The sequence below is a fragment of the Nocardia pneumoniae NBRC 100136 genome (assembly GCF_000308755.1).
GTDB lineage: Bacteria > Actinomycetota > Actinomycetes > Mycobacteriales > Mycobacteriaceae > Nocardia > Nocardia pneumoniae.
Window position 1 is genome coordinate 39,620 of the sequence record NZ_BAGF01000025.1, and the last position, 22,984, is coordinate 62,603.

The 22,984-nt window shown below is 67.3% G+C and carries 24 protein-coding genes; 14 read left to right on the plus strand and 10 right to left on the minus strand.

Annotated elements, in window-relative coordinates; all coding sequences use genetic code 11:
* Positions 1-22: 22 nt before the first annotated feature.
* Entirely contained in the window at positions 23-2,491 is a 2,469-nt protein-coding gene (locus tag ON34_RS06695) for a phosphoketolase family protein (protein WP_174372007.1), read from the minus strand.
* A gap of 241 nt (positions 2,492-2,732) precedes the next feature.
* Here ON34_RS06695 and ON34_RS06700 point away from each other — a divergent pair, with 241 nt between their 5' ends.
* The 7 genes from ON34_RS06700 (at position 2,733) to ON34_RS06730 (ending at position 9,015) form a co-directional block, all read left to right on the plus strand.
* Positions 2,733-3,311 carry an FKBP-type peptidyl-prolyl cis-trans isomerase gene (locus tag ON34_RS06700; protein WP_040775686.1) on the plus strand — a complete coding sequence of 193 codons (579 nt, stop codon included), beginning with the start codon at positions 2,733-2,735 and terminating at the stop codon, positions 3,309-3,311.
* Positions 3,312-3,519: 208 nt separating this feature from the next.
* Entirely contained in the window at positions 3,520-4,896 is a 1,377-nt protein-coding gene (gene tig, locus ON34_RS06705; protein ID WP_040775767.1) for a trigger factor, read from the plus strand.
* A gap of 237 nt (positions 4,897-5,133) precedes the next feature.
* Complete coding sequence (locus ON34_RS06710) at positions 5,134-5,721, plus strand: ATP-dependent Clp protease proteolytic subunit (protein ID WP_040775689.1); 588 nt, start codon at positions 5,134-5,136, stop codon at positions 5,719-5,721.
* Between the two features lie 109 nt (positions 5,722-5,830).
* On the plus strand, positions 5,831-6,460 hold the full coding sequence (locus ON34_RS06715) for an ATP-dependent Clp protease proteolytic subunit (RefSeq protein ID WP_040775770.1): 630 nt from the start codon (positions 5,831-5,833) through the stop codon (positions 6,458-6,460).
* A 428-nt stretch (positions 6,461-6,888) separates the two neighbouring features.
* On the plus strand, positions 6,889-8,169 hold the full coding sequence (gene clpX / locus ON34_RS06720) for an ATP-dependent Clp protease ATP-binding subunit ClpX (RefSeq protein WP_040775773.1): 1,281 nt from the start codon (positions 6,889-6,891) through the stop codon (positions 8,167-8,169).
* Positions 8,170-8,315: 146 nt separating this feature from the next.
* Positions 8,316-8,726 carry an STAS domain-containing protein gene (locus ON34_RS06725; protein WP_051022215.1) on the plus strand — a complete coding sequence of 137 codons (411 nt, stop codon included), beginning with the start codon at positions 8,316-8,318 and terminating at the stop codon, positions 8,724-8,726.
* A 28-nt stretch (positions 8,727-8,754) separates the two neighbouring features.
* A complete protein-coding gene (locus tag ON34_RS06730; protein ID WP_040775691.1) occupies positions 8,755-9,015 on the plus strand; it encodes a ribosomal protein bL12 in 261 nt (86 codons plus the stop codon).
* A gap of 351 nt (positions 9,016-9,366) precedes the next feature.
* On the opposite strand, the gene ON34_RS06735 is transcribed toward ON34_RS06730, so the two are convergent.
* The 4 genes from ON34_RS06735 to ON34_RS06750 all read right to left on the minus strand — a co-directional run bounded on the left by ON34_RS06735 (position 9,367) and on the right by ON34_RS06750 (position 12,770).
* Positions 9,367-10,260, minus strand: a complete 894-nt coding sequence (locus ON34_RS06735) for a flagellar assembly protein FliX (RefSeq protein WP_245547912.1) — start codon at positions 10,258-10,260, stop codon at positions 9,367-9,369.
* A 216-nt stretch (positions 10,261-10,476) separates the two neighbouring features.
* Entirely contained in the window at positions 10,477-11,046 is a 570-nt protein-coding gene (locus tag ON34_RS06740; RefSeq protein ID WP_040775694.1) for a carboxymuconolactone decarboxylase family protein, read from the minus strand.
* A gap of 116 nt (positions 11,047-11,162) precedes the next feature.
* A complete protein-coding gene (locus tag ON34_RS06745) occupies positions 11,163-11,945 on the minus strand; it encodes an AraC family transcriptional regulator (RefSeq protein ID WP_040775696.1) in 783 nt (260 codons plus the stop codon).
* A 192-nt stretch (positions 11,946-12,137) separates the two neighbouring features.
* Positions 12,138-12,770 (minus strand): dihydrofolate reductase family protein, encoded by a 633-nt coding sequence (locus tag ON34_RS06750; RefSeq protein WP_040775699.1) that lies wholly within the window; start codon positions 12,768-12,770, stop codon positions 12,138-12,140.
* Between the two features lie 194 nt (positions 12,771-12,964).
* Here ON34_RS06750 and mihF point away from each other — a divergent pair, with 194 nt between their 5' ends.
* Positions 12,965-13,279 carry an integration host factor, actinobacterial type gene (gene mihF / locus ON34_RS06755; RefSeq protein WP_040775700.1) on the plus strand — a complete coding sequence of 105 codons (315 nt, stop codon included), beginning with the start codon at positions 12,965-12,967 and terminating at the stop codon, positions 13,277-13,279.
* A 96-nt stretch (positions 13,280-13,375) separates the two neighbouring features.
* Here the strand turns inward: mihF and ON34_RS33375 are convergent, their stop codons facing one another.
* From ON34_RS33375 to ON34_RS06770, 3 genes are all read right to left on the minus strand, one after another.
* Positions 13,376-13,918, minus strand: coding sequence for a hypothetical protein (locus tag ON34_RS33375; protein ID WP_051022213.1), 543 nt, complete (start codon positions 13,916-13,918; stop codon positions 13,376-13,378).
* 81 nt (positions 13,919-13,999) lie between these two features.
* Positions 14,000-14,839 (minus strand): formate dehydrogenase accessory sulfurtransferase FdhD, encoded by an 840-nt coding sequence (gene fdhD, locus ON34_RS06765; protein WP_040775702.1) that lies wholly within the window; start codon positions 14,837-14,839, stop codon positions 14,000-14,002.
* Positions 14,836-17,133 carry an FdhF/YdeP family oxidoreductase gene (locus tag ON34_RS06770; RefSeq protein WP_040775704.1) on the minus strand — a complete coding sequence of 766 codons (2,298 nt, stop codon included), beginning with the start codon at positions 17,131-17,133 and terminating at the stop codon, positions 14,836-14,838. The genes fdhD and ON34_RS06770 overlap by 4 nt, the downstream gene beginning before the upstream one ends.
* Before the next feature lie 124 nt (positions 17,134-17,257).
* Here ON34_RS06770 and ON34_RS06775 point away from each other — a divergent pair, with 124 nt between their 5' ends.
* Positions 17,258-17,614 (plus strand): type II toxin-antitoxin system RelE/ParE family toxin, encoded by a 357-nt coding sequence (locus ON34_RS06775; RefSeq protein ID WP_040775707.1) that lies wholly within the window; start codon positions 17,258-17,260, stop codon positions 17,612-17,614.
* 19 nt (positions 17,615-17,633) lie between these two features.
* Positions 17,634-17,918, plus strand: a complete 285-nt coding sequence (locus ON34_RS06780; RefSeq protein WP_040775708.1) for a helix-turn-helix domain-containing protein — start codon at positions 17,634-17,636, stop codon at positions 17,916-17,918.
* 164 nt (positions 17,919-18,082) lie between these two features.
* Here the strand turns inward: ON34_RS06780 and ON34_RS06785 are convergent, their stop codons facing one another.
* A complete protein-coding gene (locus ON34_RS06785) occupies positions 18,083-18,460 on the minus strand; it encodes a hypothetical protein (protein WP_051022214.1) in 378 nt (125 codons plus the stop codon).
* A 183-nt stretch (positions 18,461-18,643) separates the two neighbouring features.
* On the opposite strand from ON34_RS06785, the gene ON34_RS06790 reads away from it, so the two are divergent.
* From ON34_RS06790 to ON34_RS38465, 4 genes are read left to right on the plus strand one after another with little or no spacing between them, the layout of a single operon-like run.
* A complete protein-coding gene (locus tag ON34_RS06790; RefSeq protein ID WP_245547916.1) occupies positions 18,644-19,012 on the plus strand; it encodes a hypothetical protein in 369 nt (122 codons plus the stop codon).
* Positions 19,013-19,019: 7 nt separating this feature from the next.
* Positions 19,020-19,526, plus strand: a complete 507-nt coding sequence (locus ON34_RS06795; protein WP_040775712.1) for a DUF6879 family protein — start codon at positions 19,020-19,022, stop codon at positions 19,524-19,526.
* A complete protein-coding gene (locus ON34_RS06800; protein WP_040775714.1) occupies positions 19,523-20,359 on the plus strand; it encodes a helix-turn-helix domain-containing protein in 837 nt (278 codons plus the stop codon). The genes ON34_RS06795 and ON34_RS06800 overlap by 4 nt, the downstream gene beginning before the upstream one ends.
* Positions 20,360-20,414: 55 nt before the next feature.
* On the plus strand, positions 20,415-20,957 hold the full coding sequence (locus ON34_RS38465) for a DUF6879 family protein (protein WP_040775718.1): 543 nt from the start codon (positions 20,415-20,417) through the stop codon (positions 20,955-20,957).
* 84 nt (positions 20,958-21,041) lie between these two features.
* Here ON34_RS38465 and ON34_RS06810 read toward each other — a convergent pair whose 3' ends face one another.
* Positions 21,042-22,205, minus strand: a complete 1,164-nt coding sequence (locus ON34_RS06810; RefSeq protein WP_157172195.1) for an FHA domain-containing protein — start codon at positions 22,203-22,205, stop codon at positions 21,042-21,044.
* Positions 22,206-22,984: the final 779 nt, after the last annotated feature.

Sequence of the window (22,984 nt, forward strand, 5' to 3'; positions counted from 1 at the left end):
TTCTCTACACCGGTAGCCGCACTCAGCCGCGCTGGTAGGGCCAGGTCCAGTCGGCGACCTCGGGGATGTCCGCGCCGTGCTCCCTGGTCCACGCGCGGGCGGTCCAGCGCGCGTCGACCATCTCCTGCCGCAGTCCCGCGGCTCGCTCGCGCAGGGTCGGCACGCGATCGATCACGTCCATCACCAGGTGGTAGCGGTCCAGGTCGTTGAGCATCACCATGTCGAACGGCGTGGTCGTGGTGCCGCGCTCCTTGTACCCGCGCACGTGCAGGCCGCCGTGGTTGGCGCGCCGATAGGTCAGCCGGTGGATCAGCCACGGGTAGCCGTGGAAGGCGAAGATCACCGGCCGGTCGCGGGTGAACAGCGTGTCGAACTCGCTGTCGGGCAGCCCGTGCGGATGCTCGTCCCGCGGTTGCAGCCGCATCAGATCGACCACGTTGAGCACCCGGACGCGCAACTCGGGCAGTCGTTCGCGCAGGATCGCCGCCGCGGCCAGGGTCTCCAGAGTCGGGACGTCACCGGCGCAGGCGAGCACCACGTCCGGCGCGGTGCCGATCTCGTCCCGGTGGCAGGCCCAAGGCCAGATGCCGATGCCGCGCGCGCAGTGCTCGGCCGCTTCGGTCGCCGACAGCCAGTCGGCCTGCGGTTGTTTGCCCGCGACCACCACGTTCACGTAGTGCCGGGAACGCAGGCAGTGGTCGTAGGTGGACAGCAGCGTGTTCGCGTCCGGCGGCAGATACACCCGCACGATCGAGGGCTTCTTGTTCAGCACCACGTCCAGGAAACCGGGGTCCTGGTGGGTGAAGCCGTTGTGGTCCTGCCGCCAGACATGCGACGACAGGAGGTAGTTGAGGCTGGCGATCGGCCGCCGCCACGGCACCGCCGCGCTGGCGTCGAGCCATTTGGCGTGCTGGTTGAACATCGCGTCCACGATGTGGATGAACGCCTCGTAGCAGGTGAACACGCCGTGCCTGCCGGTGAGCAGGTAGCCCTCAAGCAGACCTTGGCACATGTGCTCCGACAGCACCTCGATCACCCGGCCGGTGCGGTCGAGTTTCTCGTCGCGGGCATCGATCTCGGCCTGCCAGTCGCGTCCGGTCACCTCCAGGATGTCCTGCAGCCGATTGCTGGCCAGCTCGTCGGGCGCGAAGGTCAGGAAGTTGTCCGGGTTGCGCCTGGTGACCTCGCGCAGCCATCCGCCGAGCACCCTGGTGGCCTCGTGCCGGGTCGCGCCCGGCGCGCTCACCTCGACGCCGAACTCGCGCCAGTCCGGCAGGCGCAGGTCGCGGACCAGCGCGCCGCCGTTGGCGACCGGATTGGCGCTCATCCGCCGATCGCCGTCCGGCACCTGGTCGCACAGCTCCGAGACCGGCTTGCCGGTTTCGTCGAACAACTCCTCCGGACGATAGGACCGCAGCCACTGTTCGAGGACCGCGCGGTGCTCCGGGTCGGTGCGCGCGGCGGGCAACGGGACCTGATGTGCGCGGAAGGTGCCCTCGACCGGGTCGCCGTCCACTATCGGCGGGCAGGTCCAGCCCTTCGGCGTACGCAGCACGATCATCGGCCACGCGGGCCGGATCCCGTCGGTGCCGCCGCGGGCGGCGCGCTGGATCTGCGCGATCCGCTCCAGACCGGTGTCCAGCGCGGCGGCCATGGCCTGGTGGACGGTGGCCGGTTCGTCGCCCGCGACGACGATCGGCTCATAGCCGTATCCGTGCAGCAGCGCGAGCAACTCCTGTTCCGGGATACGCGCCAGGATGGTCGGATTGGCGATCTTGTATTCGTTCAGCGCCAGGATCGGCAGGACCGCGCCGTCGCGCGCCGGGTTGACGAACTTGTTCGCATGCCAGCTGGCGGCCAGCGGACCGGTCTCCGCCTCGCCGTCACCGATCACGCAGAACACGGTGAGATCGGGGTTGTCCAGCGCGGCGCCGAACGCGTGCAGCAGCGAGTAGCCGAGTTCACCGCCTTCGTGGAAGGAGCCCGGCGTCTCGGGCGCGCAGTGACTGGGCACGCCGCCGGGGAAGGAGAACTGATGGAACAGCGCGCCCATGCCGGTGGCGTCCTGCGGGATGTGGCTGTAGAGCTCGGAGTAGGTGCCCTCCAGCCAGGCGCACGCGTTCGGGCCGGGCCCGCCGTGCCCTGGCCCCGCGACGAACACCGCGTTCAGGCCGCGCTGCCGGATCGCGCGATTCGCATGCGTCCAGACCAGATTCAGGCCGGGCACGGTGCCGAAGTGGCCGAGCAGGCGCGGCTTGATGTGCTCGGGCCGCAGCGGTTCGCGCAGCAGCGGGTTGGCCATCAGGTAGATCTGGCCGACCGACAGATAGTTGGCGGCCCGCCACCACGCGTCGATGGACGTCAGCTCGTCGCGGTCCAGCGGGCCCGGCGCGTCCGCGAGCCGATAGGGGCGCGGAGCGACGGTTTCCCCGCTCGTCGCGCCGACATTGTCGGCCGAAGTATCGCCACCTGCACTGGCCATGTGGGTCATGCGCCGACTCTCCTCACCCTCGGGGCATCGGGGACAGTGGCGCCACCACGCGCCGTCCCGGATCGTGCACGGCTGCCGATCGCAATCGGCAACGTGGAATGGAGAATTCATCGCCAGCTTAACGGGATGGGCGATTCCGGCGTGGCGAAAGCGTGTCGCGGGACGTCCGGCCCGCCAACGCTGCGGCCATGCGCGGCCTGTTGACGGACCGCGTCCGGCTGCGTCCATTAAGGTCCGCGGCATGCACATTCTCGGAAGGATCATCGGGATCGGCGCCCTCGCCGCGACGGCCATCGCGCTCGCGGCCTGCGGGTCGGAGGACGAGACCTCCCCCGCTGTCACCACCACCAAGGCCACCGCCCAGGCGGGTCCTTCCGCCGCGCAGCGCCCGGCCACGCCGAGCAAAGGCCGCGAATGCACCGCCGAGGACATCCGGGTGACCGGCGACTTCGGCGCCGCGCCGACGATCACCATCCCGGACGACTGCGACCCGCCCGAGCAGCTGATCGTCAAGGACCTCAGCACGGGCAGCGGGCCCGGCGCCGTGGCCGGTCAGCAGCTGACCATGAACTACGCGCTGGTCACCTGGTCGGACAAGAAGACGCTGGACAGCTCGTTCGACCGGGGCAAGCCGTTCCAGCTCACCCTCGGCGCGGGCCAGGTCATCGACGGCTGGGACCAAGGGTTGGTCGGCGTCCAGGAAGGCTCGCGCAGACTGCTGATCGTGCCGCCGGAGCTCGGCTACGGCGCTGGTGGGCGCGGCATCGCGCCGTACGAGACGCTGGTGTTCGTCACCGACGCGGTCTCGGTGGGGAAGTAGCGCGGCCCGCGGCGGGCACCGCCGAGTGCAGGCCCGCTCGGCCGGTCAACTAACCTGGTCGGGATGCGTCGCGCACACCGCATCCCTCGTCGTCTCGGCCGAGGCCGGGAGCCCGGTTCGGATCGGCGCCGGTGGCGGTGGTGGTGCCTGGGGTGGAGCGCGCACAGCGAACGTCGACCAGTACGAACAACGAACAAGGAGCATGTCCGTGAAGAGCACCGTCGAGCAGCTGAGCCCGACCCGGGTCCGGATCAATGTCGAGGTGCCCTTCGAGGAGCTGAAGCCGGATTTCGACCGCGCGTACAAGGCATTGGCCAAGCAGGTCCGCATCCCCGGCTTCCGTCCCGGTAAGGCGCCCGCGAAGCTGCTCGAGGCCCGCCTCGGCCGTGGCGCGATCCTGGAGCAGGTCGTCAACGACGCGCTGCCGGGCCGCTACAGCGAGGCCGTCACCACCTCCGAGGTGAAGGTCATCGGGCAGCCCGAGATCGAGATCACCAAGATCGAAGACGGCCAGGAGCTCGCCTTCACCGCCGAGGTGGACGTGCGTCCGGAGATCACCCTGCCGGACTACTCCGGCATCGCGGTCACCGTCGACGCGATCAGCGTCGGTGACGAGGACATCGAGGAGCAGCTGCAGTCGCTGCGCCAGCGCTTCGGCACGCTGACCGGCGTCGAGCGCCCGGTGCGCGAGGGCGACTTCGTCTCGATCGACCTGTCCGCGACCGTGGACGGCGAAGAGGTGCCCGAGGCCGCCACCACCGGCCTGTCCCACGAGGTCGGCTCCGGCCAGCTCATCGAGGGCCTGGACGAGGCGCTGGTCGGGCTGTCGGCGGGCGAGTCGAAGGAGTTCACCTCGAAGCTGGTCGCCGGCGAGCACGCGGGCAAGGACGCGGTCATCACGGTGACGGTGCAGTCGGTCAAGGAGCGCGAGCTGCCCGAGGCCGACGACGAGTTCGCCCAGCTGGCCAGCGAATTCGACACCCTCGATGAGCTCAAGGCCGACCTGCGCGGCCGCGTCGAGCGGGTCAAGAAGGTGCAGCAGGCGGGCGAGATCCGCGACAAGGTGCTGGAGACCCTGCTGGAGCAGGTCGAGGTGCCGCTGCCGGAGGCCGTGGTCAAGGCCGAGATCGACGCCGTGACCCACGACGCCGTGCACGGCTTCGACCACGACGAGGCGAAGTTCGCCGAGGCGCTCGAGGCGCAGGGCAGCACCCGCGAGGAGTTCGACGCCGACACCAAGGAGGCCGCCGAGAAGTCGGTGAAGACCCAGCTGCTGCTCGACGCGATCGCCGAGGCGGAGGGCACCCAGGTCGGTCAGGAGGAGCTCACCGAGCGCATCCTGTTCCAGGCGCAGCGCTACGGCATGTCGCCGGAGCAGTTCATCCAGCAGGTGCAGCAGGCGGGCCAGCTCGGCGCGGTGTTCGCCGACGTGCGCCGCGGCAAGGCGCTGGCCGGGGTGGTCGGCAAGGTCACCGTCACAGACTCTGCGGGCAACCCGGTGGACACCGCCGAAATGTTCGGCGCTCCGGCGGATTCGGCGGACGAGGACAAGGCCGACGAGACGTCCGCGGCGGACGCCGAATAATTCCATGGACTACCCGTGCGATCGGCGCCCGAGGGGTGCACTGATTGCGCTGTGAGCGAAGAAAGGGCGGTACCGGGAGTTCGGTGCCGCCCTGCTTCGTTAGTGTTTTGTGACGGCAAGTCGAATAGGTTGTATTCCAGCGAATGCAGTCGATTCGACAAGGGATGGCTACGTGGCAACCGGCGACGAGCCGGTGAGAGAAGGCAGGTATCCGTGACAATCAACCAGGCAGGGGTCATGACAACCGCGACTGCTGGTCTCAACCTCAGTGATTCGGTGTACGAGCGCCTGCTGCGTGAGCGCATCATCTTCCTGGGCACCCAGGTCGACGACGACATCGCGAACAAGCTGTGCGCGCAGATCCTGTTGCTGTCGGCCGAGGATCCCACCAAGGACATCTCGCTCTACATCAACTCGCCGGGCGGTTCGGTGACCGCGGGCATGGCCATCTACGACACGATGCAGTTCGCCGAGTGCGACATCGCCACCTACGGCATGGGCCTGGCCGCGTCGATGGGGCAGTTCCTGCTCACCGCGGGCACCAAGGGCAAGCGCTACGCGCTGCCGCACGCGCGGATCATGATGCACCAGCCGTCGGCGGGCATCGGCGGTTCGGCGGCCGACATCGCGATCATGGCCGAGCAGTTCGCGCACACGAAGCGGGAGCTGAACGAGCTGCAGGCGCTGCACACCGGCAAATCCGTGGAGCAGGTCACCACCGACGCCGACCGGGACCGCTGGTTCACCGCGGCCGAAGCCCTGGAGTACGGCTTCATCGACCACGTGATCAGCCACGCGAACCAGGCCAACGGCGCCAAGAAGTAACGCACCGGATCACCCATAGGCCCCCGGACGCCTCGAACGTCCGGCCGCCACACCGACTTTGGAGACGAAGATGGCCCATTCGATCGACCCGCGCGCCGGCCTGTCCGGCATCGCTCCGCAGAGCCCGCAGGCGCGCTACATCCTGCCGTCGTTCATCGAGCACTCGAGCTTCGGCGTCAAGGAGTCCAACCCGTACAACAAGTTGTTCGAGGAGCGCATCATCTTCCTCGGCGTGCAGGTGGACGACGCCTCGGCGAACGACATCATGGCGCAGCTGCTGGTGCTGGAGTCGCTGGACCCCGACCGCGACATCACCATGTACATCAACTCGCCGGGCGGCTCGTTCACCTCGCTGATGGCCATCTACGACACCATGCAGTACGTGCGCGCCGACGTCGCCACGGTCTGCCTGGGCCAGGCCGCCTCCGCCGCGGCCGTGCTGCTGGCCGCCGGTACCCCCGGCAAGCGCGCCTGCCTGCCCAACGCCCGGGTGCTGATCCACCAGCCGTCGCTGGAGGGCGGGATCCAGGGTCAGGTGTCGGACCTGGAGATCCAGGCCGCCGAGATCGAGCGCATGCGCCGCCTGATGGAGACCACGCTGGCGCGGCACACCGGCAAGGACGCCGACACCATCCGCAAGGACACCGACCGCGACAAGATCCTGACGGCCGAGGAGGCCAAGGAGTACGGGATCATCGATACCGTGTTCGATTACCGGAAGCTCAGCGCGCAGAAGTGACGCGCATGCCCGTCGTTTTCGGGTAGACCCGGCACGACGGGGCGAATCGCCGAGCCCGGCGGTGATTCGCTCGAATATCGCTTTACAACAGGGAATTCCGGCCGGGAAAGTATGTCAGGGGCATGCTGCCCGGCCGGACCGCTTCCGCGTCGCCGGCGATTCGGACGATTTCGTCCGAAATCGGGCGTCGCGCGGCGGTCGGTCGGAGGTCTCGGTGGCCATCGGCACACAACCCGCGAGAAACATGCGCGAGTTGTCGACCTCCATCCCGCACACCGGGTACGGTCAACCTAGGGACCTTTGCTCCCGGTTGCCGACACTGTCCACCAGCTCCGAAACAGTCGATGCGTTTGCGGCTGCGAAAGCGGTGGACAGCTGGCAACCTGGACGGACGGTTGCACGCGGACAAGGAAGTAGGGACCCACGAGATGGCGCGCATCGGAGATGGCGGCGATCTGCTGAAGTGCTCGTTCTGTGGAAAGAGCCAGAAGCAGGTCAAGAAGCTCATTGCGGGACCAGGGGTGTACATCTGCGACGAGTGCATCGATCTCTGCAACGAGATCATCGAGGAGGAACTCGCCGAATCCAGCGAGGTCAAGCTCGACGAGCTGCCCAAGCCCGCGGAGATCCGGGAATTCCTGGAGAACTACGTCATCGGGCAGGACACCGCCAAGCGCACCCTCGCGGTGGCCGTCTACAACCATTACAAGCGCATCCAGGCCGGTGACAAGGGTCGCGACAGCCGCGGCGAGACCGTCGAGCTGGCCAAGTCGAACATCCTCATGCTCGGTCCCACCGGCTGCGGCAAGACCTATCTGGCGCAAACGCTGGCGAAGATGCTGAACGTGCCGTTCGCCATCGCCGACGCCACCGCGCTCACCGAGGCCGGGTACGTCGGCGAGGACGTGGAGAACATCCTGCTGAAGCTGATCCAGGCGGCGGACTACGACGTGAAGCGCGCCGAGACCGGCATCATCTACATCGACGAGGTCGACAAGATCGCACGCAAGAGCGAGAACCCGTCGATCACCCGCGACGTGTCCGGCGAGGGCGTGCAGCAGGCGCTGCTGAAGATCCTGGAGGGCACCCAGGCGAGCGTGCCGCCGCAGGGCGGGCGCAAGCACCCGCACCAGGAGTTCATCCAGATCGACACCACCAACGTGCTGTTCATCGTGGCGGGCGCGTTCGCGGGCCTGGAGAAGATCATCTCCGACCGCACCGGCCACCGGGGCATCGGCTTCGGCGCCGAGGTCAGGTCCAAGGCCGAGATCGACACTACCGACCACTTCGCCGAGGTCATGCCGGAGGACCTGATCAAGTTCGGTCTGATCCCCGAGTTCATCGGCCGTCTGCCGGTGGTCGCCTCGGTGACCAACCTGGACAAGGAGTCGCTGGTCAAGATCCTTTCCGAGCCGAAGAACGCGCTGGTCAAGCAGTACGTCCGGTTGTTCGAGATGGACGGGGTCGACCTCGAGTTCACCGACGACGCGCTGGAGGCCGTCGCCGACCAGGCCATCCTGCGCGGCACCGGTGCGCGTGGTCTGCGGGCGATCATGGAGGAAGTCCTGCAGCCCGCGATGTACGACATCCCCAGCCGCGACGACGTGGCCAAGGTGGTCGTCAACGCCGACACCGTCAACGACAACGTGCTGCCCACCATCGTCCCGCGCAAGGCGCAGCGGCCGGAGCGCCGGGAGAAGTCGGCATAACTCCGGGTGTAGCGGCCGAACCGGTTGGGTACTCCTGTGTGAGGGTTGAGCAAACAGCCTAGTTCCGGCGGGTGTGTCGTCCGGAGCGAATCGTTACCGCTGGCGTCGTTCTCGAGATCGCCGCGGACGACTGGACCGAGGTCCTCATGTCGACAGGTTTTGCCCCTCCTCCCTTTCTGGTCACCGACGCCCGCAAAGCCGACCATCCGGCCGACCGGCTGCAGATTTCCGTCACCGCCCCGAGCGACGAGGTCACGCTGTGCGCCGTCGCGGGTGAGGTCGACCACTACACCGCCGACGTGTTCCGCCGCCGAATGATCGAGGCGCTGAGCACGGCGGCGCCGCTGGTGGTCGTCGATCTATCCAAAGTCACGTTCTTCGGCGTCGCCGGGCTGCGCGTGCTGCTCGAGGCACGATCCCGGCTCGACAACGCCGACCGCCACCTACGGTTGGTCACCGGGCCGCGGTGCGTGAACCGGTTGCTCGAGGTCGCCGCCGATATCGCGTCTTTCGAGACCATGACGAGTCTCGCCCATGCCGTGCTGGACGCCGCCTGAGGTCCGTGCCGGTCACTACGATCGAGGCATGTTTGCCCATCGGCGTTTGGAGCGCAAGGTCGACGCGTTGCACGACAAGCTCGACCTGATCATGAACCATCTCGGCATTCAGCAGGCCGCCACACCGCTCGGCTCGTCACCGCACGTGCCGAGCGGTGACGGAATGGCCGAGATCGACGCACTCCTGGCGCAGGGCAAGAAGATTCACGCGATCAAGCGCTACCGGGAGCTCACCGGGTCGGGGCTCAAAGAGGCCAAAGACGCGGTCGAACGGCGGTATCCGTACTGAGCTTGTGGTGCCGCGGCGGACGTGACCGGCTCACTCCGCCGGACGAGCGGACGCTTCGCGCGTCCGCCGCCTCCGCCGTTGGAGATGCTGCCTGGCGTGCCATGCCCAGCGGCGGGTGCCGTGGCGGACGTGACCGGCTCACTCCGCCGGGCGAGCGGATGTTCCGCGCGTCCGCTGCCTCCCGCCGTTGGAGATGCTGGCTGGCGCGCCACACCCAGCGGCTGGCCTCGCTGCATCCCGAGCACCCCGGTGTCGCTTCCGCCGCGACGTACGTATTGCGCGGTGCCGAGTTCGTCCGTCGTAAACGCACGCTGCCGGGCAGGACCGCCGGCCCCCGTGCGGAAGGGGCTGCTATCGGTGCGAGCTGGGAACCAATCGGTCGTCGTTCGGTACGGCTCCCACCGCCACCGGCAGGTCGGCGTCCGAGCCGACGAGCACGTCCGTTGCGGATTCCGGCAGCGGCTCCAGCCCGGTGGGATCGGGGAGGCTGCGGATCTCCTCGGTGGCGATGCCGATCGCCCGGCCGTAGCGTGCGCTGGCGGCATCGTGGATGAGCAGCGCGACGCCGATCATCACCGGCGCGACCCCGTGTACCGCCGCGTCGAACCACCGGCCCGCACTCACATACGGGTAGGTGTTCAAGCCGACGGTGAGCGCGAGCAAGGAGACCTCGGCCGCCGCGACCTGGCTGCGGTTGTCCAGCACGCCCCACTCGGTGACCTTGTTCGTGCCGATCATGATGATGATCAGCGACACGCTGATCATCGCCTCCAGCAGATAGCTGAACCAGTACAGCGGATCGGTCGGCCCGCCGGGCGCGATGTTGTGCTGGACGTTGACCGCCGACCACAGCATCCCCGCGGCGACCACACCCGCCAGCGCGCCGAGCGACCACGACCGGTGCCGGTACAGCGACGCCAGCCTGGCGTGCGGACTGGACGCGCGCCGCTGCGCGGCAATCGCCTTGCGCGCCAACAGAAGATCCTTGACCTCGGCCTTCTCGATGGCCTCGGTGGTGTGCCGGGCCCGGTCCGAAGCCGCGGCGGCCGACTCGGCCTGCTTCCAGCGCTGTTCCCGGTCCTGGGTCCGGATCCGTTCGGCCAGTTCGCGTTCGGCGCGCAGCTCGTCTTCCGACAGCGCGCCGGTCAGCGCAGGGTCGAACTGGTAGGCGAGACGGCCCCTGGCTTTCTCGACCCGCCGCGCGAGCCGCACGACGTCGTCGTCCAGGGGATGTTCGTCGAGCATGCGGCTCCAAACGGTTGAGCGGAGGGGAACTCGAGAAACCGAAGACGCCGACTCGGCCTACCGGTCACCGAACGCGACAGGGTAGCGCTCGCCGACCGGGACCAGCGTCGTCAACACCTCCTATTCATAGTCCATTCCCGGCCGCAGCGACAGTCGGCAGCGACCGCGGCGCTGAAACTCCTGGTCGGCCAGGGACTTACCAGCAGCGCCGGACCGTCACGCCCAGGGCACCCGGCAGGAATCGGTGCTGAAGCCCTGCGCCGTGATGCCGAGCGCCGAGTAGGACCGGGCGCGTGAGTTCTCCAACGCGATGTGATAGGTGAGCTCCACGACGCCGGCGCGGCCGAAGCGCCGCTCGAGATCGGCGACCTGCTCGTCGGTGACCGAGGTCGGTGTCGCGGTCATCGCGTCGGCGTAGGCGATGGCGGCGCGCTCGTCGTCGGAATACAGCGGTGAGGTGGCGTAGTCGGCGATGTGTTCCAGCCGTTCGGTGTCCAGCTCGCCGAGGCGCATGAGCATGGCACCGAAGTCGACGCACCACGAGCAGCCGATCGTCCACGCCGTGCGGTAGACCGCGATCTCGCGGATGACGGCGGGCAGGACCTTGCTGGCCTTGTCGACCATCGTCTCGTGCACGGCGTTCGCCACGAGCAGCTTGGGATGGTTGGCGGCGACGGCGAACGGCTCCGGCACTTCCCGGAAACGGCGCTTGGCCACCCGGTACAGCAGCTTGGTCACCGGTCCGGCCTGCTGCGGGGTAACGGCGGCGATGCGAGTGGCGCCCATGTCGATCTCCTTCGATCAGCGGAAATGGTTCCTACTTCTCGGACGAGAGACCGTCCCGGGATGTGATGGGGTCATGGTGTGACCCCGCCCACGTGAAACGCGTTCCAATTTCCAGCCTAGCAAGCTGGAGTCGCCGGTTCGATCCCTCGGGCGTCATCGAGTACGACGACCTGGACGCCGGTGGCGAGGAGAGCCGTGGCCGACAGCCCGAACAACGTGTGGAAAGCGTCGCTGAAATGGGAGGAGCTGGCGAACCCTGCGTCGATCGACGCGACGGTGAGATTCTCGCCCTTGGCGATCGCCCGGCCGACGGCCAGCATCCTGGCCCAGAGGCGGTAGCGGCGGAACGAGGTCCCCGCCTGCGCCGCGAACAGGTGCCGGAATCGGGACTCCGACAGGTGCGCCGCCGCGGCGAACCGTTCGGCGGTGAACTCGGTGGCCGGATGCGCCAGCAGAGTCGCCATCGCCGCCGCGACGCGCGGGTCCAGGGATGGACGCGGTGCCGAGCCGACGAGATCCGCCAGCGACCGCGCGTCGGGCCGGTCGTGGGCCGCTGCCTCCGCCAAGGCGGCCTCGTCCCGGTGATGCAGTCCGAAATCGTCGTCCCACAGTGTCATCCGATCACGGCATGCGCGTGCTCGAACTGATCCCGGATCGAGGTAGCAGAACATCATCTGGTCGCCGCCCGCGATCAGCCGGTGCGTTCGGCGCGGTGGGATCAGCGCGCTGCGCGCGGTCCGCGCGACTCCGTCGACCTCCAGGGTGAACGGGGCGTCCACGCCGACGGCCAGGCAGTCCACGGCGGTCGAATGGGCATCGAGGCGCAGGGAAGGTCCGCGATAGATCGCCTGCCCGGCCCACAGCCACAGCGCCGCGGGCGAGGGAGTGCTCGGCTTCATCCGGCCATGCTGGCACGCCAGGCCGGAGAGCGTTGTTCGGTTGTCGCGTTCCCGCCGGGCGACGGTGGCTATCGGCGGGGCCGACCGAGCCGGGTATCGGGGGATCGCCGTTGATCCCCCTCTGGTTCGCCGTTGAACCTCGACCCGCGCTAGGCATCGCTGCTGACTGTGTCGGAGGAGAGGGCGCCGGTGTTACTGGGTAGCCGCGGGTACTTCGTCGGTGTAGTCCCCGTACTGCGGCGCGCCTGCGTTGCGGTAGGTGCTGATCACCACGCCGCTGCCGGTCAGGCGGTGGTCGGTGAGCCGGAGTCCGGCGGGCTGGACATCGCTGGTGAACAGCCGTTTGCCGGTGCCGAGCAGCACCGGGAAGGTGTACAGATTCAGGGTGTCGACCAGGCCGTTCGCCAGCAGGGTGTGGGCGAGGTTGCCGCTGCCGTGCACCTGGAGTTCGCGGCCGGGACGCTGCTTCAGCGCGGTCACCTCGGCGACCAGGTCGCCGCGCAGGAGCTGCGTGCCCGCCCAGTCGGCGCGCTCCAGCGTCGAGGACGCGACGTACTTCGGCAGCGTGTTGAGCTTCGCGGCGATCGGGTTGTCCGGATCGGTGACCTTCGGCCAGTAACCCGCGAAGATCTCGTAGGTGCGCCGCCCGAGCAGGAACGCGTCGGCCCGCTCGAACACCTCGTCGACGAACGCGCCGAAATCCGCGTCGCCGAACGGCACCGACCACCCGCCGTGGGGGAATCCGCCGCTGGTGTCCTCCTGCGGCCCACCGGGCGCCTGGCAGACGCCGTCGACGGTGACGAACTGGGTGAGGGACAACTCCATGACGCGGGGTTCCTTTCGTCCGTTTCGCCCGCTGGGCGCGGGCCGGTTACCCGTTCCGACGGCGTGGACCAGGGAAACTCATCGCTATTTCCGCTGCTCGTGCCCCGGTGTGTCGAGCTTGTGCGCCCGGTGCCGTGATGTTTACTCGGTCCGGTCAACCAGAGGTTCGAGTGACGAGTGGAAGCGGAGGAGACATGGCACTGCCTACCATGACCGCAGAGCAGCGCACCGAGGCGTTGGCCAAGGCGGCTGCGGTCCGCAAGGCACGCTCCGAACTGATCGGCAAGGTGAAGGCGGGCAAGGTTTCCGTCGCCGACCTGCTCAAGAAGGCCGACACCGACGAGCTGGTCAAGAAGACCAAGGTGGCCGCCGTGATCAAGGCCCTGCCCGGCGTCGGCCCGGTGAAAGCCGCGAAGCTGATGGACCAGGCGGAGATCCCGGAAGATCGCCGCATCGGCGGCCTCGGCGCGCGTCAGCGTGCCGCGCTGCTCGAGGCGCTGAAGGACTGACCAGCGGGAGACGTGCGGCGACCTGGCGTCCGCGGACGCACCGGATCACGCCCGTGGTGATCGCGCACGGGCGTCCCGGACAGGGCAGTGCCTCGGTCAGCGGGACGCGCGCGGACGGCGGCGCGGGAAGCGCAGGGTGATCGGCTGCGGGTCCGACAGCGGGAGATCGCCGCGCGGCGGAACGAAGACACAGACCAGCCCGCCGACGATGAGCAGGAACGCCGCGATCAGGCTGGCCGTGAAGCTGCCCGCGCCCATCTCGGCGGGCTTGTGCAGGGCGTGGTAGAGGAAATGCGGGATGGCGAAGGTCAGCCAGCCGACGCCCGCCATGCGGGCCGCCGTGGTGCCGTTGACGACCAGCGCGGCGATCGTGACGGCGGTCAGCGCCAGGAAGAATGCCCCCACGTCGCCGGTCAGATGATGGTTGAAGGGGCCGTCGGCAGCTACCCACCGGACGCCGAAGCCGGGAAAGCTGGTGTACCAGGAGTGCGGCGCCATGGTGGCCCACAGCCCGACGATCGCGCCCTGCACGGCCAAGATCGCCAGGACGATCCGGGTGACCAGCAGGCGGCGGCGGTACTGCTCGAACCGCATCCGTACCCGCAGGCCCTCGGAGTTCCCCTCGAGCGAGATCCGCATCGGCTGCTCCGTTCTGGCCGAACCCGTTCCGACTGTGTGCAGTCACGGTAAGTCGGACGATCCGTCACAGGCAATAGTGAGTCAGGCCAAGAGGGAGGTTGTGCCTGGTTCGGCGCGGATCCGTTCGGGGGCGCTGTAGACGTTCATGGTGTCGCCGCGCAGGAAGCCGACCAGGGTGAGTCCGGCGTCGGCGGCGAGGTCGACCGCCAGCGAACTCGGCGCCGAGACCGCGCCGAGCATCGGGATACCGGCCATGACGGCCTTCTGGACCAGTTCGAACGAGGCGCGCCCGCTCACGATCAGCACCAGATCGTGTGCGGGAACGCGGTTTTCCCGCAGCGCCCAGCCGATCACCTTGTCCACGGCGTTGTGCCTGCCGATGTCCTCGCGGACCGCGAGCGCGGTGCCGTCGGCGGTGAACAGCCCCGCGGCGTGCAGTCCGCCGGTGGCGTCGAACACGGATTGGCGGTCCCGAAGGCTGTCGGGCATGGCGGCCAGCACGCGTGTGTCCACCGCTGGGCCGTCATTCGGCAGCGGGAACCGGGTGCGGGTGCGCACGTCGTCCAGGGCGGTCTTGCCGCACAGGCCGCACGCGCCGGTGGTCGGGAAGGCGCGGGTGGGCACCGGGACCGGTGTGCGCAGGGTGACGTCCAGGACGTTGTAGGTGTTGTGTCCCTGGTCGTCGGTGCCAGCGCAGTAGCGGGCGGCGACGATGTCGTCGGCGGAACCGATCATGGCTTCGCTCAGCAGGAATCCGTGCACCAGGTCGATGTCGTTGCCCGGCGTGCGCATGGTGACGGTCAGCGAGTGTCCGTCGATGCGGATCTCCAGGGGTTCTTCGACCGCGAGGGTGTCCGGACGCTGGATTTCTCCGGTGGGTGAGATGCGGCGCATCCGGCGGCGGGCGGTGACCCGGCTCATGAGGAACTCGGCTCGAAGCGGACGGTGACCGCTTTGGCGACGGGCGTATTCGATCGCGCCGCGACGTGGTCCAGCGGGACCAAGGGGTTGGTCTCGGGGTAGTAGGCGGCGGCGTTGCCGCGCGGGGTGGGGTAGGAGACCAGGCGGAAGCCTTCGACGCGGCGTTCGGTGCCGTCGGTCCACTCGGAGACCACGTCGACCAGGTCGCCGTCGGCGAAGCCGAACGCGGTGATGTCCTCGGGGTGCACGAGCACCACTTTGCGTCCGCCGTGCACGCCGCGGTAACGGTCGTCGAGCCCGTAGATGGTGGTGTTGTACTGGTCGTGGCTGCGCAGCGTCTGCAGGATCAGCCTGCCCTCCGGCACCGGCAGCCAGGTGAGCTCGTTGACGGCGAAGTTGGCCTTGCCGGTGGCGGTGCGGAATTCGCGGGCATCGCGCGGCGGATGTGGGAGCTGGAATCCGTTGCGCTGCCGGACCTTGGTGTTGTAATCCGCGCAGCCGGGCACCACACGGGAGATGGCGTCGCGGATGGCGTCGTAGTCCTGAGCGAATCGCGCCCACGGCACCGGATGGTCCGCGCCCAACAACGCTCGCGCGAGTTCGCAGACGATCGCGACCTCGCTGCGGAGTTGGTCGCTGACCGGCTTCAGCCGTCCGGTGGACAGATGCACCATCGACATCGAATCCTCCACCGACACTTGCTGTTTGGCGCCGTCCGGGGCCAGGTCGAGGTCGGTGCGGCCGAGGGTGGGCAGGATCAGCGCGGTGCGGCCGTGCACGACGTGACTGCGGTTGAGTTTGGTGGAGATCTGCACGGTGAGCGCGCAGCCGCGCAGCGCGGCCTCGGTCACCGCGGTGTCGGGGGTGGCGGCCACGAAGTTGCCGCCCATGCCGACGAAGACTTTCGCGCGACCGTCGCGCATGGCGCGGATGGCCGCGACCGTGTCGAGGCCGTGCTCACGAGGGCTGGTGATGCCGAACTCGGCGTCGAGGGCGTCGAGGAAGGTGGCGGGCATCTTCTCCCAGATGCCCATGGTGCGATCGCCTTGGACGTTCGAGTGGCCGCGCACCGGGCACACGCCCGCGCCCGGTTTGCCGATCATTCCGCGCAGGAGCAGCAGGTTCGTGGCCTCCTCGATCGTCGCCACGGCATGGGTCTGCTGGGTGAGGCCCATCGCCCAGCAGATGATGATGTGCTTCGATCGCGCGAACAGGTCAGCGGTGTGCTCCAGTTCCGCCCTGCTCAGGCCGGTCGCCGCCAGGGCGGTGTGGAAATCGACCGCGCGGACGTGCTTTTCGTATTCGGCGTAGCCAGCGCAGTGGGCGTCGACGAACTCGCGGTCGACCACCGTTCCCGGCGCCCGGTCCTCGGCTTCCAGCAGCAGGCGGCCGAGCGCCTGGAACAGCGCCATATCCCCGCCGAGCCGGATCTGCAAGAAGTCGTCGGCGATCGGCACGCCGGTGGTGAGACCCTTGACCGTCTGCGGATCGCGGAAGCCGAGCAGCCCGGTCTCCGGCAGCGGGTTCACCGCGATGATCCGGGCGCCTGTGGCCTTCGCGCCCGCCAGTGCGCTGAGCATGCGCGGATGGTTGGTGCCCGGGTTCTGGCCCGCGACGATGATCAGGTCCGCTTTTTCGAAGTCATCGATGGAGACCGAGCCCTTGCCGATCCCGATCGAACTCGACAGCGCGGCGCCGGAGGACTCGTGACACATGTTCGAGCAGTCCGGCAGGTTGTTGGTGCCGAAGCTGCGCACCAGCAGCTGGTAGAGGAACGCGGTCTCGTTGCTGGTGCGGCCGGAGGTGTAGAAGACGGCCTCGTCGGGTGAATCCAGACCGCGCAGGGTGTCCGCGATCAACCGGTAGGCGTCCTCCCAGGCGATCGGCGAATAGTGGGTGTCGCCGGGTCGCAGCACCATCGGATTGGTCAACCGGCCCTGCTGCCCCAGCCAATACCCCGACTTGTCGCTCAGGTCCGCGATCGAGTGCGTGGCGAAGAACTCGGGAGTCACCGTGCGGAGCGTGGCCTCTTCCGCGACCGCCTTGGCGCCGTTCTCGCAGAACTCCGCAGGTCTGCGATGACCGCTGGGCTCCGGCCAGGCGCAGCCGGGGCAGTCGAAGCCGTGCACCTGATTGACCCGTGCGAGAGTCCGGGCGGTCCGGATGACACCCATCTCCTCGACCGAGCGCTTCAACGCCACCGCCACCGCGGTGACCCCCGCGGCCTGCCCCTTGGGCGGCGTCACGGTCACCTCGGACTCGTCGATGTCCCGGCTCGGCCCGTTTCGATGCATGCCGCCATTGTGCTCCCGGTCCGTGCGGGCCGGGGGCCGGGGCGGAGCTCCATCACACATGTCCGAGTGTGCGCACGGGGCAGCACGAGCACCGAATATCACATCTGTGTGATATTGTTGGCGGGTGCTGTACGAGATCCTCGCGGAACCTGAGGTAGTCGAGTTTCTGTACCGCCTGGACCCCGCCAGCCGTGCGGCGGCAGACCATCGCGCTGGACTCCTCGCCGAACTCGGTCCGCGACTCGGGGAACCGTACAGCCGCTTCCTTGGCGATGGAGTGCGCGAACTGAGGTTCGTTCTCTCCACCAGTCAACAAGCGCGCATTACCTACTGGTTCCCGGGCGGGCAGGTGATCATCATGCTCACTGCATTCACAAAACAGCGGCAGCGGGAATCCGGCGAGGTGGAGCGGGCAAAGCAGGTGCGGAAGGTCTGCGAAACGGAGCATGACAGGACTTACCAGCACATCATCACGCTGTAGAAAGGAGACCTACGTTCCGATGATCACGCAAGAGGAATTCGACCGTCGTACCGCTGAACAACGAGCAACCCCCGAATACCAGCAGGCGTACCGCAATGCTGAGATTGCCTACCGGGTGGGGAAGATGGTGCGAGAAGAGCGAGAAGCCAGGGGTTGGACCCAAATCGAGCTAGCCGCACGTTCCGGGCTGAAGCAGCACGCGATCTCGCGCCTGGAGGCTGGGGATGTGGTACCGACACTCACCACCCTGGAAAAGATTGCGCAAGCCTTCGGTGGGCATGTGCACGTGAACATTGCGGCATAGCAAGTCTGCTGATCGCCGCCAGGTTCTCAGAAGGCCAGAATGGTTGCGCTAGTGCGTGATTCTTCGTCGCGCGCGAAGTCGGACGGGGCGGTCGCAACGCACGCGGGCTTGACCTGCTGTATCTACACATTGCCGCGTAGGCGGCTGAATTGGCCGACAAAGCATCAACGACCGAGGGTCTTGAACCAGAAATCGAATTCAGCTGGCGAGAACATCCGGCCATCGGTGCAACCGGATGCCCATCGGGCGTAGGTGTTCTCGGGCTGGACCGTGATCACGTCGACGACTTTCACCAGCTCGGCAGGAACGTCCGCGCCGAAGTGCCGCGAATTGGGGACGATCACGGCATCGACATCGATCCGCCGGACCACGTTCAGGAGGCGGCTCAACGGGCAATCGGTCTTGGGGCCGAAAACCACCGTCTTCGCCAGTTCGTACCCGAGTCGTTTTGCGAGGCTGCGGATTTGGATCTCGTCCCAGGTCTGGGACACACCGGAGACATCTCGGCGCAGGTACCCGATCGCCGTTGGCCGTGGTCTCATACGCCACCTCGCTCGTAGTCGTTGGCTGGCGGCCCGGAGCCGGGTCTACCCACCGGCCCCGAGCGCCTGGCCCCAGAGGTTATGGAGCCGAAATCCTGTCGATCTACGAACTTGTGGAAACTTGCGCACAATCTCTGAACAGCTCGCTATGAGCGCATCCGCCATGGATCATGGGCTGTGTGGATGCAAGTAGTTACTAGTTACTGGATTGGGGGCAAGAGCATGTATTTACGGTTTCTGGGCAAGGGTGGCTCCGACAAGACGGGGTGCCCGGCGTTGTATGCCACCGACCACGGTAGTTACGTCGCCCAGGGTTGGCGGACCGGCCACCTCGGCACGGTGGAGATACCGCACCTGTTGACCGGCTTCGCGGAGCCGGGCACCTTCATCGGGACGCTGATGACTGACACGGGCCGGGGTACGTTCAGGTTGACGGGTCGGCCGATCACCGATCGTGAAACGCTGAACCAGCTGACCTTGGAAGATGACGAGGAAGCCATCGAAGTGCCGAAGGCTGAGAGGAACTACTACGGTGGAATTTCGGTCGAATGATCGGTGGATGGAGCTGTTCGATGAAGCTCGAACGTCAGCGTTTCATCTAGAAGTGCGGGATTCCTACGCAGTACCGGAGGAGTCCGAACCGCTCCGGCGGTTCCTCAATGGTGAGCCGGAGCCGCTCGGTGGCTACGACAAAAGTGATTGGCTCGACCTCATTGCGGCATTGGCCGGGCGGGGTGTGACCATGAGCCGCATCCGCGTTGTCACGGTCCCGCATTCTGACTATCAGCGCTGGTTGCTCTCGGTGACCGGTAGCAGTGTCGAAGCTGGTGAAGACATCCGCTACGTACCAAGGCATCTCGCCGGAGAGGTGCCCTGGGACGACTGGTGGTTGTTCGATGGCAAGCGAGTAGCGTTCAACCTCGTTGACGAGGCGGGCAAGCCAGCCGGTGCGGCAGTGACTACCGATCCCGGCATCGCCGCCTACTGCCGCAGCGTGAAAGAACGGCTCTGGACTGTGGCGACTCCCTACACCGAATACACTTCGGCGGCCAACGTCCGTCGGTGACGAGTTCAGTACAGGAAGCGCGGGAGGCTCTCGGTCAACGGCTTCGCGAAATGAGACGCGATGCCGGGGTGAGCGGCCGAGAGCTTGCCGCCCTCGCGGGTTGGCACGAGTCCAAGGTTTCCCGAATCGAGCATGGGAAGAACCAACCATCGAGCGGCGACATCCGTGCGTATTGCCGCCACTGTGATGCGAACGAACAACTGGCCGACCTACTGGCTACGCTTCATAACATCGACGCGGCATACCTGGAGTACCGACGTTTGCTCGGTGCGGGCGTCAAACGCGGACAACAGCTGTACGCGAAGCTCGAAGCCGAAGCAAAGGTCATCCGGAACTACGATCCCCAGATCATCCCAGGCCTGTTACAGACTGCCGACTATGCGGAAGCCAAACTACGTAGCGTCATCGAGTTCTACCAGTTGCCCAACGACATCGACGCGGGCGTGTCCAAGCGGATGGAACGCCAACAGGTCTTGTATCAGCGCGATCACCGGTTCCATTTCATCATCAGTGAACGCTCCCTGTACACAACCGTAGGCAGTGACGACGTGATGATCGGCCAACTCGACCGGCTGCATTCGATTATCGGTATGCCCCGTGTGACGCTGGGGATAGTTCCGCTGATGGCGAATGCCCAGGTAGTCCTGGAAAACTTTACTATGTTCGACAAGCGAATGGTCAAGGTCGAAGGGCACACAGCCGAGATAACCATCACCCAACCCCGAGAGATCGCCCTCTACGGCCGTGCCTTCGACGTCCTTGCAAGACAATCGGTTACCGGCGACAAAGCCAGGGATTTGATCAGGGCGGCGGTCGACCGGCGGCGTCCGTAGTCAACGCGAGGCAATCCGAGTTCACCATGAAAACAGCGAGAAGGGACGCTCTACGGTGCGACTGCTTCGGGAGAATCCGTGGCCTGATCTGTTCCGATCCTGCCAGCAGGAAGCCTTCCACCTGGAAGTTCGTGATACCTACGCCGTGCCGAACGAGTCGGAGCCTCTTCGTCGCTTCCTCGATGGAGAGCCAGACGACAACAGCTGGTTCGAGCCCTGGGGGCAGCTAGTGAGGGAAACTACAGGTCGGGGCGTGGCCGTGACCCGCGTCCGGGTTGTCACAGTTCCGCACACCGACTACCAGCGTTGGTTGCTGGCTTTGACCGCGCTCAATGCTGAAGCTGGGGAAGACATCCGGTACTTGCCCCGGCAGTTCGTCAGTGCCGATCAGGTGCCATCGGATGACTTCTGGCTCCTCGATGACGCTCGAGTCTTCTTCAACCTGGTAGACGAGAACGGCCGTGCGGTGGGCGCAACCGCGCTCACAACCGATGCCCGGATAGTCGAGTACTGCCGGAACGCAAAGCAACGGCTATGGCCGCTCGCGACGCCATACACGGAGTATGTCGCCGAACGTGCGGCCGATATTCAGAGGTGACCAACGGTTGACGCGCGGTCGTTGCTGCGCTGGCGTCGGTCAGGAGTGGTGTCGTGCCTTCGCGATATCGGCCGTGCCCGGGTACTACTCGTCGCCGCGATAGGTGAGGATTCGTTCGCTGATGCGGACGCGCCAGCCGGGTGGGAGTTCGGTGGGGGAGGTGGTGATGCGGGTCCATTGGTCGGTGTCGGGGGCGGCGATGAAGGTGCCCGAGGTGGCGGGGGCGTCGCGGACGTAGACCTTGCCGCTGTCGACGGAGACGTAGGCGTGGACGCGGGAGACGTGGCGGTCGCGCTGGATGACGAGGGGTGCGGCGGTCGCGGCGCGCACCGATTCGTCCACCTGCGGGCCGCGCCCGATGACGTAGGGGCGGTCCAGCGGGTAGGCCGTGCCGTCTTCGGTGATCAGTGCGCCGGGGGCGGTTTCGCTCGCGAGGGCAGCGGGACGCAGGACGCGGGTTCCGCCGTTCTCGGCTGCCTTGCGCAGGGCGACGGGCTCGCGCGGGTGTTGCGTCGCGGGCTGCAACTGCGACCAAGCCAGCGGGCGGTCCGCGGCGGGCCGGGGTGGGCGCGGTTTGGCCAGTGGGCGCGCCGATTCGGTCGGCCGGACAACCGGGGGAACCGGTGCGACGGTGTCGGACGCGCCGGTCGGTTCGGGCATCGCGCCGAATCCGGCCGCCGCCGTGGGCTCCGGCTCGGCCTGCGCGGAGCGGCCCGCCTTCGTGGACCGCCCGGCGGAGTCGGATGGGCGCGACTCGGTGGCCTTTCCAGTGCGGCGCACCGCGGCGTTCCAGACGAACCCGCCGCCGGGGACCACGCCCGTCCGCAGATCGGTGCGCGGCAGCGCGGTCAGCGGCTCGCCGGTGCTGGAACCGATCGTGATGCGGCGCACCGGTTCGCGGACGATCTCGTCCACCCAGGTGAACGCGCGCCCGCCGTCCAGGCGACGGAGGCCTTCCGCGCTGTGGATCTCGGCGGTGACCGGTCCGCGCAACAGGATCAGGGTTCCGTCGTCGGTCGGCGTGACCACACCGAACGGCGGCGTCTGCGCCGTGCCGCCGAAGATCACCGCGGCGAGGCGTTTGGCCAGCGCCGCGCCGGGATACTCCACATCGGCAACGGCCTCTATGGTGCCGAGTATTCGGTCCGTAGAAGCGGTCTCGCCGCCCACATAGGCGACGACCGCACCGAAGTGGGCGACCAGGCCGTCGCCCGGTGCGATACCCACGGTGGACGGTTTACTGCGCACCCGCGCCCTCCTTCCCGGCGCACTACCGGCATACCTGAGCCAGCATAGAACGTCGGTGTGAGCCGAACCGGAGACTCGAAGCCTCGCCGGGCGGGTGCTGAGCCGGTCCATCAGGGCCATCCGCTGGTCGAATTCCCAGCTGCCAGCTGCCTTCCGGTCACCGGTCCAATCCGGTGCGGTGACCGCTGTGAACTGGCCATTGTGGTTTCGGCCGCACCCCTGTCCGGGTCATGCGGGTCAACGTGAACTATGACCCGCATCACTGATCTGGCGGGATTCGGCATGTCACCACTGGCGTTGTCGCGACTTCGCGGCGCAAAGAAGACACTGCCCCTCTTTTGCGTGCGCGGCTGTCGGCGCTCCCGATTTCGGCACGGTCGGTGTCGATGCTGATCGGCGCAGCAAACCTCACACCCTGATGCCGCTGCCGGTGACTTTCGTGGACGCCGAGGTGGCAACTCATACGGGTGGGGTGCGCGGAATCGTGCCATCAGGGCGACTCGTCGTGGTGTCATTCGGCAGTGTGCAGACGGGCGGCGAACGTTCTGCCGCACAACCCGTTGGCGGCGGGTCGGGACCGCGTGGGGCGAGCGGCGGTGCTGGACGATGCACGGCCGCCTCGCTCGGCGACCGCGGTGGACGGCGGTCGGCAGAGCTGGCCGAGCAGCAAGGGCCGAAGCTCACGGCGCTCCACATAGGCTGGTACTGGTCGCTGAGCCATCGCGCGGCACCTTTGCTCGGACAGATTGGGGGGTAGGGTAATTGGCTACATCCCCCAA

What these genes read in the sequence shown, in the direction of transcription:
- ON34_RS06695 (WP_174372007.1), bottom strand. Translation starts at nt 2,491, where the DNA reads ATGACCCACATGGCCAGTGCAGGTGGCGATACTTCGGCCGACAATGTC.
- ON34_RS06700 (WP_040775686.1), top strand. Translation starts at nt 2,733, where the DNA reads ATGCACATTCTCGGAAGGATCATCGGGATCGGCGCCCTCGCCGCGACG.
- ON34_RS06710 (WP_040775689.1), top strand. Translation starts at nt 5,134, where the DNA reads ATGACAACCGCGACTGCTGGTCTCAACCTCAGTGATTCGGTGTACGAG.
- clpX (WP_040775773.1), top strand. Translation starts at nt 6,889, where the DNA reads ATGGCGCGCATCGGAGATGGCGGCGATCTGCTGAAGTGCTCGTTCTGT.
- ON34_RS06725 (WP_051022215.1), top strand. Translation starts at nt 8,316, where the DNA reads ATGTCGACAGGTTTTGCCCCTCCTCCCTTTCTGGTCACCGACGCCCGC.
- ON34_RS06730 (WP_040775691.1), top strand. Translation starts at nt 8,755, where the DNA reads ATGTTTGCCCATCGGCGTTTGGAGCGCAAGGTCGACGCGTTGCACGAC.
- ON34_RS06735 (WP_245547912.1), bottom strand. Translation starts at nt 10,260, where the DNA reads ATGCTCGACGAACATCCCCTGGACGACGACGTCGTGCGGCTCGCGCGG.
- ON34_RS06740 (WP_040775694.1), bottom strand. Translation starts at nt 11,046, where the DNA reads ATGGGCGCCACTCGCATCGCCGCCGTTACCCCGCAGCAGGCCGGACCG.
- ON34_RS06745 (WP_040775696.1), bottom strand. Translation starts at nt 11,945, where the DNA reads ATGAAGCCGAGCACTCCCTCGCCCGCGGCGCTGTGGCTGTGGGCCGGG.
- ON34_RS06750 (WP_040775699.1), bottom strand. Translation starts at nt 12,770, where the DNA reads ATGGAGTTGTCCCTCACCCAGTTCGTCACCGTCGACGGCGTCTGCCAG.
- mihF (WP_040775700.1), top strand. Translation starts at nt 12,965, where the DNA reads ATGGCACTGCCTACCATGACCGCAGAGCAGCGCACCGAGGCGTTGGCC.
- ON34_RS33375 (WP_051022213.1), bottom strand. Translation starts at nt 13,918, where the DNA reads ATGCGGATCTCGCTCGAGGGGAACTCCGAGGGCCTGCGGGTACGGATG.
- fdhD (WP_040775702.1), bottom strand. Translation starts at nt 14,839, where the DNA reads ATGAGCCGGGTCACCGCCCGCCGCCGGATGCGCCGCATCTCACCCACC.
- ON34_RS06770 (WP_040775704.1), bottom strand. Translation starts at nt 17,133, where the DNA reads ATGCATCGAAACGGGCCGAGCCGGGACATCGACGAGTCCGAGGTGACC.
- ON34_RS06780 (WP_040775708.1), top strand. Translation starts at nt 17,634, where the DNA reads ATGATCACGCAAGAGGAATTCGACCGTCGTACCGCTGAACAACGAGCA.
- ON34_RS06785 (WP_051022214.1), bottom strand. Translation starts at nt 18,460, where the DNA reads ATGAGACCACGGCCAACGGCGATCGGGTACCTGCGCCGAGATGTCTCC.
- ON34_RS06790 (WP_245547916.1), top strand. Translation starts at nt 18,644, where the DNA reads ATGCAAGTAGTTACTAGTTACTGGATTGGGGGCAAGAGCATGTATTTA.
- ON34_RS06795 (WP_040775712.1), top strand. Translation starts at nt 19,020, where the DNA reads ATGGAGCTGTTCGATGAAGCTCGAACGTCAGCGTTTCATCTAGAAGTG.